Origin of the sequence: Halobacillus sp. BBL2006 (assembly GCF_000786645.1) — a bacterium.
Taxonomy (GTDB): domain Bacteria; phylum Bacillota; class Bacilli; order Bacillales; family Halobacillaceae; genus Halobacillus.
On record NZ_JRNX01000129.1, the window covers coordinates 1 to 10,608 of the forward strand.

A 10,608-nucleotide genomic window follows, 5' to 3' on the forward strand; every position below is an offset into this window, starting at 1 on the left:
AATCATAATGGCGGGGGACACCCGATGGCTTCCGGTGCTAAAGCGGAGAATTGGGAAGAAACTGAACAGATTGCACAAGAATTGGAACAAGTATGTAAAGAATATAAAGCAAGCAGGTGATCCCTCACCTGCTTTTATCGTAAAATTTTGATTTCTAATTGAAATTGGATAACTTCCGAAACAATCAGTTTGGACACTTTCAATTCATAGGATAAATCATCGACTACGTAATTTTTATTTTCTATGGTAGAGACCATCAAATCTACCTGACTTGCGACGGTTGTTAAATCTTTACCGGGTATGGAAGTGAGTTGTTCTTTGACCATACTTGTTAACTGGTGTTGAGTCAGCAAGTCTACCTCAAGCCTCTTAGCATTGGTATAAGCTACGGAGATGTCTACGACCGACAATGGTTTCGTTTCATTTCTGTTATTTTGATTTTTTAATAATGCTTCATATTTATCTTCCACTTCATTTAGCTTGGAAGTAAGTTCGATATGCTCTTTCGTATATTGTTCCTGGAATTGTCCATGAATAAATAAAAAAAACAGGTAACCGAGGATAGTTCCCAGTACTACTCCTGCGAAAAAACGTTTCCATTCTGGCCTTTGATAGTAGGGAGGAATATGCATTAGGTGACTTCATCTCCCAGCAGCCATTCAAAAAGGAGTAAAGCTGTTTTGACTCCACCCATGGCTGATACGATCATCATGACTTGTTTGAAAATATCAAAGGTAGATCCATCGAAAATCCCTTTCTCAAAATTGCTGATTGCGTCGAAGGTTCCGCCTATCGCTGCAACTATTGCCCATATCCTCAGGCTCTTTGCGATTCTGAACATTGCGGTTAAAGGTGCTTCTCCTGTCATATAGCTGCCAATACTTCCAATGATGGTCCCCCCTACAATCACTCCGAATGCGATAAAGAAACATTGAATCATTGAGATTGCTAAACGATCATCCATCTTGTCCCTCTTTTCGCTAAGGGGATTTAGTCTCTTTAGTAGAAAGTATTCGATCTATGTGTCTTTTATGCAGAAGGCTTTTCTCAATGCTAGAGTCTTCGCTATAATTTATAGTGAAAGAAGGTGAACGCAATGGCTTTTACACATTTACATATACAGAGTGGGTACAGCTTAATGGATAGCACAATCAAGGTTAATGACCTAGTAATGCGCGCTAAGAATTTGGGTTACCACTCACTTGCTTTGACGGACAAAGGCATCATGAGTGGTAGCGTTTCCTTTTATGAAGCTTGCAAAACCAATGGCATCAAGCCGATTATTGGGCTTAAAGTTGATGTGCTAACCGATACGGGTTCTATACCTACTTTGTTTCTGGCTAAAAATCACTTTGGATATCAAAACCTAATGAAAATTAGTTCGTGGATTCATACGAAGAATGAAAAAATTCCTGTAGAGCAGCTGAAAGGTTTCTCCACTGGTTTGATCTCGATCGTTCTGACTTCTATGAGTTCGATCGCGGAATCTATCGCTAACTGGAATTTCATTGAAGCAGAGAAAGAATTGCAGCCGCTCTTTCAAACTTTCCAAAGTGACGATGTTTACTTAAGTATTCAAGATCGCGACCTTCACTCTAAGAGACAATTGCATAAGCCATTAAAAGAATGGTCTGACCAAGAAAAGATAAAGGTTGTCGCCCTCGGAGATGTTCGTTATCTTGAGCGTGATGATGCCACAGCCTATCTGTCATTAAGAGCGATAGACGAAGGAAGTCGGCTGCCTTCGTCTATCGAGTCTAATCACCAATTCTTGAAATCACCTGAGGAGATGGAAGCCTTTTTCAAAGATTGGTGGCCAGAAGTCATTGAACAAACAGAGGTTATTGCGAAGAAATGTGATGTAGAGCTTGATCTCTCCCAGCAGCTTCTTCCTTCTTATCCCGCACCGGCTGGTGAAGAGCCGGGAAATTATTTGCGTGGCTTATGTATGGATGCTTTGGAAAAGAAATATATAAACAACCGAGAAGCTGCACTTCAACGGTTGGACCATGAATTGAATATCATAGACTCAATGGGGTTTAATGACTATTTCTTAATCGTATGGGACTTCATTGCGTATGCAAGAGATCGTGGAATCCAGGCTGGACCCGGTCGTGGATCTGCCGCAGGATCGATCGTTGCCTATCTATTAGATATCACTCAAGTCGATCCATTAGCCTATGGCTTGTTATTTGAGCGTTTCCTTAATCCTGAACGGATCACCATGCCGGACATTGACATCGATTTCCCCGATCACCGCAGAGATGAAGTGATCGATTATGTAGCGGAAAAGTATGGGAAGCGTCATGTTGCTCAAATTTGTACTTTTGGAACGTTCGCAGCGAGAAGTGTTTTGAGAGATTTATTCAAAGTCATGGCTATTGATGACAGCGATGCTGCCTTCATCTTAAAGCAAATACCAAAAAGTGCGAACGATTCTCTCGTTCAAATTGTACAGAAATCAGTGGCGCTAAAAGATTATATCCGCAATTCTGACCGGCTGAAGCGTTTGTTTAAAGTCGCAACGAAGCTAGAGGGCCTTCCTCGTCACGTTTCAACTCATGCGGCTGGTGTCGTGATCAGTGAACAGCCGCTTGTGCAATACACCGCACTGATGAGAGGGCAAGGTAATGTAAACTTGACTCAACTGGCTATGGGGGAGTTAGAGAAAGTCGGCCTTTTGAAGATCGACTTTTTGGGTTTAAGGAATTTGACGTTCATTGAAAAGATTGAAAACAAAATCAGAAGGTTCAAGGACAGTGATTTTTCAATTACCGATGTGCCTTTTGATGACTCAGAAACGTTTACTCTTTTGAAAGAAGGAAAAACGAACGGAGTGTTTCAATTAGAGTCTCAAGGGATGAAGAGTGTTCTCACTCGTCTAAAGCCTTCTCATTTTGAAGACATCGTTGCGGTTAACGCACTCTATCGCCCTGGACCAATGGATTATATTCAAACATATATTGACCGAAAAGAGAATCGAGAAAAAGTACAATACCCTCATCCAGATATTGAACCGATTCTGAAACACACATATGGGGTACTGATCTATCAAGAGCAGATCATGCAAGTGGCCCAGAAGATTGCAGGCTATAAGCTGGGTGAAGCTGACTTATTGAGAAGAGCTGTCAGTAAAAAACAAGCGGAGATTTTGAATGAAGAAAGGGAAAACTTCGTTCGAAAAGCTAGCTTAAACGGCTACTCTGAACGAGTTTCAAATCAGTTGTTTGATTGGATTGTTAAATTTTCCAACTACGGATTTAATCGGAGTCATGCGGTTGCATACAGCTTTATAGCTTACTGGCTGGCATATATGAAAGCCCATTATCCTTCTTATTTTCTTGCAGAGCTGATCAATGCTCACATGGGAGACCGTGATAAGCTAGCGGCTTATATTCGGGAAGCTAAGGAATTTAAGACGAAGGTAAAGGCTCCTTCAATCAACAATAGTCAAATATTCTGTAAGGATGAGAATGGCTCAATTCGTATGGGCTTGCTTGCCATTAAAGGAGTTGGGTTTCAAGCGGCACAAGCTATCCTAGAAGAAAGGCAACACGGACGATTCAAGCATTTGAATGATTTTTGTCTTCGAGTTGGTTCAAAAGCTGTAAACAGATCAGTCATTGAATCGCTGGTTTTAGCTGGAGCATTTGATGAAGTACAGTCGAATAGAGCAATTCTGCTTGCAAGTATTGATCAGGCGCTTGAGCAAGGGGAATTATTCAAAGAGTTTCATGATCAGCCGGGTCTTTTTGAGGCTGACCTCGATCTAGGTGATCAAACAATTGAAGCAGAGCCTTTCCCTGTCTTAAAGAAATTAGCCATGGAGAAAGAAGTGCTAGGAACTTATTTGTCCAATCACCCTCTTGAGGTCCATAGAACACAACTAAGGTCCAAAGGGGTTGTACCCGTGAAACAGGCTTTTTACGTTCATCACAACAGAAGCCTGCAGGTAGCAGCTGTCATTGAAACCATTAAAGAGATTCGTACGAAGCGGGGAGACCCGATGTCATTTGTTACGATCAGTGACGAGACGGGAGAAATGGACGTTGTTCTATTTCCAGAATTATATCGAAGCGTAAAAACATGGCTGTCGGAGCAAATGCTTGTATTTATTAAAGGAAAAGTCGAAGAACGACGAAACACCAAGCAAATGATCGCCTCGGATTTAACTGCATTTGAGAGCGAATCGTTTCAACAGGAACCAGACCAGAGGTTATTTGTAAGAGTAGAAAAATCGAAAGAAAATGAAGCCATTGAAAAACTGAAAAAGATGTCGGCATATTTCCCGGGCAATACGCCTGTGTTAATTGTTCGGTCCGATGACCGGAAAACGTATCAATTAGGCGAAACCTATGCTTTAGATACGTCTAGAGAGTGTCTGACACAGCTGAACCAATATTTCGGAAGCGATTCAGTAGCCCTTCGTGCCTATAAAAAATAGCACCAGCAGAAGATTCTCAGCCCGGATTTTTGTAATTCTTTACACTATATATTCATCTGTTATAATTAAGGAGTTGATGGTGGTCTGACCACCCGGAACGGCTTTAATTTATTTGTTAAAGGAGCGTGTAGTCGTGTCAAATTTACGAGATGAAGCACTGCATATACACCGAGTCAATAAAGGGAAACTTGAAACTACTTCCAAAGTCCCTGTTAGAAATGCGAAAGACTTAAGTTTAGCTTATTCCCCAGGAGTAGCTGAGCCTTGTAAAGAGATCTATGATCATAAAGAAACGGTTTATGACTACACGATGAAAGGAAACATGGTGGCTGTTGTAAGTGACGGTTCTGCTGTTCTTGGACTTGGGAATATTGGTCCCGAAGCTGCGCTGCCTGTCATGGAAGGAAAGGCAGCTTTGTTCAAAAGCTTCGCTGGAGTGGATGCCTTTCCAATTTGTTTAAATACAAGAGATATTGATCAAATTGTACAAACCGTCAAATTGATGGAACCTACGTTTGGGGGAGTGAACTTAGAAGACATTGCCGCTCCAAACTGTTTTATCATTGAAGATCGTTTGAAGAAGGAAACGAACATTCCTATTTTTCATGATGACCAACATGGGACAGCCATTGTGACGGTGGCTGGTTTGATGAACGCCTTGAAGATTACCGGAAAGTCATTCTCGGAAATCAAGGTTGTAGCCAATGGTGCAGGAGCTGCTGGAATTGCTATCATTAAATTACTTTATCATTTCGGTGTACGTGATATTATCATGTGTGATTCTAAAGGGGCCATCTTTGAAGGACGCGACTATGGAATGAACGATGTGAAAGATGAGATTGCTAAGATCACCAATAAAGACCGTATTGAAGGTAAGTTGGATGAAGTAATGGAAGGGGCAGACGTATTTATCGGCGTCTCTGTCGGAGGACTTTTATCTAAGGAAATGGTGTCAAGGATGAACGATGATTCCATTATTTTTGCAATGGCGAATCCAGAACCTGAAATCATGCCTGAAGATGCGAAAGAAGCAGGAGCACGTGTGATTGGAACAGGACGTTCAGATTTCCCAAACCAAGTAAATAATGTGCTTGCATTTCCAGGGATTTTTCGTGGTGCTTTAGATGTGCGGGCAACTCGAATCAATGAAAAAATGAAAATCGCTGCAGCAGAAGCGATCGCTTCTTTAGTAAGTGAAGATGAATTGAGTGAAGACTATGTTATTCCAGCTCCTTTCGACTCACGAGTAGCTCCCGCAGTTGCAGCAAGCGTAGCAAAAGCTGCCATGGAGTCAGGCGTTGCCAGACACCATGTTGACCCGGAAGAAGTTGCCGAGAAAACAAGACAGCTGACTCTAATTGATGAAGAATAATGTCTATGTTGAAGGAGAAAAGCTCACTTGGCTTTTCTCCTTACATAGGTTTAGAATTCTTCCATTTTGTAAAGGAGTGTTCGTGGTTCGTGACCCGTTCGCAGAAAGGTAAAGTTTACGAAGGTGTATTGGATCAATTAAAGTCTTATATCGAATATCACCATTTGAAGCCAGGCGATAAATTACCATCCGAGCGAGAGCTTAGTGAGCAGTTGAATGTAGGAAGGTCCTCGATAAGAGAAGCCTTACGTGCGATGGAACTTCTTGGTCTTATCGAAACAAGAAGAGGAGAAGGGACTTTCATGAGAGCCTACCGCCCCCATCATATGGTAGAGTTATTATCCAACTTCCTATTGAATGAGTCGAGAACAAGAGAGGAACTTTTTACTGCTAAGCAGATGCTCGAAAAGGAAGTTGTCATGAGATTGTTAGGGAAGCTGACTGAAGATGAATTGAACAAAATCGACGAGATTATAGAAAAAGAGAAGCGACACGAAGAACTTTTCCAATACTTATTTGAACGTTCCGGACAGCACCTCTTACTATCAATGTGGCAATTCATTTACGGCTTTACTCATACAGTCCATGACATACAATATGAAAAATCTTGGTATCATAAAATAGTGCAGGTATTAAGAACTGATGACCGCGTTGAAGTCCTTCATCTATTTTCATCATAATAACGAATGTCGAAAGCATTCGACATGATAACCGAGATTATGTAACTACTTTTTTGTATATTGGACAGAAAGGAAGCTTTGTCCCAAAGGAGGAATCACCTTGCTAAGAGATTTTTTCAGCAAGAAAAAAAGATACGCATCCATTCCTAGACAGGAAGCAAAGCAGGATGTACCTGAAGGTCTTATGCAAAAATGCCCAAATTGTCAAAAGATCTTCTATAGAAAAGAATTGAACCGAAATATGAATGTTTGCCCTCATTGTGATCATCATCATCGATTAAGTGCTTATGAAAGAATTCAACATATCTTTGATGAAGGTTCCTTTGAAGAGTGGGACAAGAATATGATATCGAACAACCCTCTGGAATTTCCAGAATATGAGGAGAAGCTTGAAAAAGATCGCATGAAATCTGACTTAAATGAGGCTGTAGTAACAGGAAAAGCCTTGTTATCAGGTAATCCTACAGCCCTTGCTGTGATGGATGCGCGGTTCCGTATGGGAAGTATGGGATCCGTGGTCGGAGAGAAGATCACGAACGCCATTGAAAAAGCTAGAAAAGAGAAAATCCCATTCATTATCTTTACAGCTTCTGGGGGAGCCCGTATGCAAGAAGGAGTACTCAGCTTAATGCAGATGGGCAAAACTTCTGTAGCGCTGCAACGTTTGCATGCGGACGGTGGGTTGTTCATTTCTGTTATGACCCATCCGACGACTGGTGGTGTTTCAGCAAGCTTTGCATCCCTTGGTGATTATAATTTTGCTGAGCCTGGTGCGTTAATTGGCTTTGCAGGGCGCAGAATCATTGAACAGACAATCAGGGAAAAACTGCCGGAAGACTTTCAAACAGCTGAATTCTTGTTAGAACACGGCCAGCTGGATCGGGTTGTTCATCGACATCAGTTGAAGAAGACACTTACTACCGTATTAGATATCCACCGTCCAGGAGGTGAAGAAGAGTGAAGCATGTACTTGAGTTTGAAAAGCCTGTCATAGAACTACGTGAAAAAATCGCTGATTTAAAGCGGATGACAGAAAATAGCGAGATGGATTTAAGTGAAGAAATTGTGACACTGGAAAAACGCCTGGAAAAGCTTGAGACGGATGTCTATGATCGAATGCAGCCATGGGATCGAGTGCAAATGGCCAGACACCCTGAGCGCCCGACTACGCTGGATTACATTGAGCACCTCTTCACTGACTTTCTGGAACTGCATGGAGATCGTCTATATGGTGATGATGAAGCGATTGTTTCAGGTATTGCCAAATTTCACGATAAGCCTGTAACGGTTATCGGACACCAAAGAGGTAAAGACACAAAAGAAAACATCCGTAGAAACTTTGGAATGCCTCACCCTGAAGGCTATCGGAAGGCACTTCGGTTAATGAAACAGGCAGAAAAGTTCCGAAGGCCGATCGTCACGTTCATTGATACGAAGGGGGCTTACCCTGGGAAGGCTGCAGAGGAGCGCGGACAGAGTGAGGCGATTGCCCGTAACCTTATGGAGATGGCGGGACTTACTGTGCCTATCATCTGTATCGTTATCGGTGAAGGCGGAAGCGGTGGAGCATTAGGACTGGGAATCGGAGATAGAATTTATATGTTAGAAAATTCCACTTACTCTGTTATTTCACCTGAAGGTGCTTCATCTATTCTATGGAAGGATGCAAGTCTGGCTCAACAAGCGGCAGAATCCATGAAGATCACTTCGTACGATCTTAAAGCCTTGGAAGTGATCGATGAGGTCATTCCTGAAATAAGAGGTGGCGCCCATAGGGATATTCCTGCGCAGGCGAAAGAGATCGAACAAGTCCTTTCAAGATCGTTGCAAGAATTATCAGAACTGGAGGAAAACCAGTTATTGGAAGGCCGTTTCATTAAGTATAAAAATATTGGCGATTATACTTATCTTGATTTATAATAAGACTCGGTAAAAAAATAGTTCCGAATAAGAAAGGAAAGTCGCACAAAAGAGTGCGACTTTTCGCATCTTAGGGTGATGGTAACGCTATCATTTTGGCGTTCTTCTTCAAACCCACCTTTTACGGAGCGCTCTTTTGGTACACACTAGAAAGAAGAGTGAACGCGGAAAGGTTTCAAATATTCTTTGACTGGGGACAAAATAACTAGTATATTTTTTGAGGTGATGAGGATGAAGAAAATAGGCGTACTGACAAGTGGCGGTGACGCACCTGGAATGAATGCAGCCATCCGTGCGGTTGTCCGTAAAGCGATCTATCATGGCCTGGAAGTCTATGGAGTGAAATACGGCTACCAAGGGTTGATCGATGGTAATATTGAAAAGATGGAACTAGGTTCGGTTGGTGATATTATTCAACGTGGAGGAACAAAACTGTACTCTGCACGTTGTGAAGAATTCAAAACGGAGGAAGGTCAACTGAAAGGGATTGAACAGTTGAAGAAGCACGGCATTGAAGGATTGATTGCCATCGGCGGAGATGGTACATTCATGGGTGCCAAGAAATTGACCGAAAAAGGTTATCCATGTATCGGTGTTCCTGGAACGATTGATAATGATATTCCTGGAACTGATTTCACAATTGGTTTTGATACTGCATTGAACACCATCATCGATGCCATTGATAAAATTCGTGACACTGCTACCTCTCATGAACGTACGTATGTTATCGAGGTCATGGGTCGTAACGCGGGTGATTTAGCGTTATGGGCAGGATTAGCTGACGGTGCCGAATCTGTTTTGATTCCTGAAGCAGAGGATGAGTTTGAAGATGTGATCGATCGATTGAAGCGAGGACACGATCGAGGCAAGAAACACAGCATTATTATCGTAGCAGAAGGCGTAGGTAGTGGTGTTGATTTCGCTAGAAAGATCAAAGAAACTGCCAATCTTGAAACGAGAGTCACCGTACTCGGTCACACTCAGCGTGGAGGGTCACCTTCAGCTTCAGACCGCGTTCTTGCCAGCCGCTTAGGAGCTCACGCTGTAGATCTTATCATTGACGGTAAAGCCGGACGCATGGTGGGTATACAACAAAATAAATTAGTGGATCATGATATAGTAGAAATTCTTAACACGAAACATGAAGTAGACCTTGACATGTATCGTCTTTCAAAAGAATTATCCATATAAACGTAAGAGATACAAGAGGAGGAAGAAGTATGTTCAGAAAAACAAAAATTGTCAGCACGATCGGACCTGCGTCAGAGTCAGTTGAGAAGTTGACCGAGCTGATCGAGGCAGGAATGAATGTCGCTCGACTGAACTTTTCCCACGGAGATTTTGACGAGCACGGTGCTCGTATTAAAAACATTCGCGAAGCTGCATCAACTACAGGTAAAACAGTAGCGATTCTTCTTGATACGAAAGGACCAGAGATCCGTACAGGAACGTTGAAAGAAGGCGAAGTTTATCTAGAAAAAGGATCGACAGCCTATGTGACTATGGAAGATATTGAGGGGGACGCGGAGCGTTTCTCCGTTACTTATCCAGGATTAATCAATGACGTACATCCTGGTTCTAAAATCCTTCTTGATGATGGATTAGTAGAACTCCAAGTCGAAGAGATTCTAAATGAAAAAAATGAAATCAAAACGACCGTATTAAACAATGGCCCGCTGAAAAATAAAAAAGGTGTCAATGTTCCTAATGTAAGTGTCAACCTTCCAGGAATTACGGAGAAGGACGCTGCTGATATCAAATTTGGAATTGAACAAGGTGTCGATTTCATTGCGGCTTCCTTTGTACGCCGTGCGTCAGACGTGCTTGAAATTAAAGAATTGCTGGAAAAACATGATGCATTGGATATTCAAATCATTCCTAAGATTGAAAACCAAGAAGGTGTCGATAACATTGACGAAATCTTGGAAGTTAGTGATGGATTGATGGTAGCTCGTGGCGACCTTGGCGTGGAAATTCCTGCAGAGGATGTACCGCTAGTACAGAAAGAGTTAATCCGCAAGTGTAATAAAGCTGGTAAGCCAGTAATTACGGCTACCCAAATGCTTGATTCTATGCAGCGCAATCCACGTCCGACCCGTGCGGAAGCTTCTGACGTTGCGAACGCCATTTTTGACGGGACAGATGCGATCATGCTTTCAGGTGAAACAGCTGCGGGGGATTACCCGGTAGAA

General features: G+C 42.3%; 9 protein-coding genes. 7 read left to right on the forward strand and 2 right to left on the reverse strand.

The features are described from left to right. Positions 1–134 precede the first annotated feature (134 nt). Positions 135–632, reverse strand: a complete 498-nt coding sequence (gene ytrI / locus LD39_RS04690; RefSeq protein ID WP_035543426.1) for a sporulation membrane protein YtrI — start codon at positions 630–632, stop codon at positions 135–137. Further along, complete coding sequence (locus LD39_RS04695; protein ID WP_035543428.1) at positions 632–964, reverse strand: YtrH family sporulation protein; 333 nt, start codon at positions 962–964, stop codon at positions 632–634. Before LD39_RS04695 ends, ytrI begins: the two co-directional genes overlap by 1 nt. Positions 965–1,096: 132 nt before the next feature. On the opposite strand from LD39_RS04695, the gene dnaE reads away from it, so the two are divergent. The 7 genes from dnaE to pyk all read left to right on the forward strand — a co-directional run. After that, positions 1,097–4,444, forward strand: a complete 3,348-nt coding sequence (gene dnaE / locus LD39_RS04700; protein WP_035543431.1) for a DNA polymerase III subunit alpha — start codon at positions 1,097–1,099, stop codon at positions 4,442–4,444. A gap of 133 nt (positions 4,445–4,577) precedes the next feature. After that, positions 4,578–5,816: an NADP-dependent malic enzyme gene (locus LD39_RS04705; RefSeq protein ID WP_035543433.1), complete on the forward strand. Its 1,239-nt coding sequence runs from the start codon at positions 4,578–4,580 to the stop codon at positions 5,814–5,816. Positions 5,817–5,905: 89 nt separating this feature from the next. Continuing rightward, positions 5,906–6,496, forward strand: coding sequence for a FadR/GntR family transcriptional regulator (locus LD39_RS04710; RefSeq protein ID WP_035543441.1), 591 nt, complete (start codon positions 5,906–5,908; stop codon positions 6,494–6,496). Between the two features lie 100 nt (positions 6,497–6,596). Further along, entirely contained in the window at positions 6,597–7,457 is an 861-nt protein-coding gene (gene accD, locus LD39_RS04715; protein ID WP_035543434.1) for an acetyl-CoA carboxylase, carboxyltransferase subunit beta, read from the forward strand. Then, the gene (locus tag LD39_RS04720; RefSeq protein ID WP_035543436.1) at positions 7,454–8,416 is read left to right on the forward strand and encodes an acetyl-CoA carboxylase carboxyltransferase subunit alpha; all 963 of its coding nucleotides are present in this window, start codon (positions 7,454–7,456) and stop codon (positions 8,414–8,416) included. The genes accD and LD39_RS04720 overlap by 4 nt, the downstream gene beginning before the upstream one ends. 231 nt (positions 8,417–8,647) lie before the next feature. Further along, positions 8,648–9,607, forward strand: a complete 960-nt coding sequence (gene pfkA, locus LD39_RS04725; protein ID WP_035543438.1) for a 6-phosphofructokinase — start codon at positions 8,648–8,650, stop codon at positions 9,605–9,607. Positions 9,608–9,636: 29 nt separating this feature from the next. Next, on the forward strand, positions 9,637–10,608 hold a 972-nt coding region (gene pyk / locus LD39_RS04730; protein WP_035543439.1), incomplete at its 3' end, for a pyruvate kinase.

Bases quoted from the DNA above. Each gene is read 5' to 3' on its own strand.
- ytrI (WP_035543426.1), bottom strand. From the start codon at position 632: ATGCATATTCCTCCCTACTATCAAAGGCCAGAATGGAAACGTTTTTTC.
- LD39_RS04695 (WP_035543428.1), bottom strand. From the start codon at position 964: ATGGATGATCGTTTAGCAATCTCAATGATTCAATGTTTCTTTATCGCA.
- dnaE (WP_035543431.1), top strand. From the start codon at position 1,097: ATGGCTTTTACACATTTACATATACAGAGTGGGTACAGCTTAATGGAT.
- pfkA (WP_035543438.1), top strand. From the start codon at position 8,648: ATGAAGAAAATAGGCGTACTGACAAGTGGCGGTGACGCACCTGGAATG.